This window comes from Kitasatospora nipponensis (assembly GCF_039528135.1).
GTDB classification, from domain to species: domain Bacteria; phylum Actinomycetota; class Actinomycetes; order Streptomycetales; family Streptomycetaceae; genus Kitasatospora; species Kitasatospora nipponensis.
On the sequence record NZ_BAAALF010000996.1, the window covers coordinates 1 to 563 of the forward strand.

Annotated in this window: 1 protein-coding gene; it reads left to right on the forward strand. The window is 64.3% G+C overall.

Annotated features, from left to right (window positions below; all coding sequences use genetic code 11):
- The coding region (locus ABD323_RS44515) for an alpha-L-fucosidase (RefSeq protein ID WP_344447669.1) at positions 1-563 on the forward strand (563 nt) is incomplete at both ends.

Genomic DNA, 563 nt, shown 5'->3' on the forward strand with positions numbered 1-563 from the left:
CCTGGGCGCAGCTGTTCGTGAACGCGGGCGCGAAGTTCGCCGGACCGGTGTCCGAACACCACGACGGGTTCTCGATGTGGAACAGCTCGGCCAACGAGTGGAACTCCGTCCAGCACGGGCCGCGTCTGGACCTGCTGGCACTTTTCCGCGACGCCATCCGGGGCAAGGGCCTGAAGCTTCTCGTGGCCATGCACCACGCGTTCAACTTCAACGGCTTCTACGACCACGTGCCCGCCCAGCCGACCGCCGGCCTGAAGAAGCTGTACGGGCAGCTCGGCACCGCCGCGGAGAACCAGCTGTGGTTCGACAAGCTCAAGGAGGTCGTGGACCTGGCGCAGCCGGACATCCTCTGGGAGGACTTCGACCTGAGCCTGGTCGACGAGAGTCAGCGGCTGAACTTCCTCTCCTACTACTACAACCAGGCCATCTCCTGGGGCAGAGAAGTCGTGGCCACCTACAAGGACGGCTACAACAACAACGGCGAGATGTTCGACTACGAACGCGGCGGACCGGCCGACATCACCAGCCCGTACTGGCTGACCGACGACAGCGTCAGCGACTCC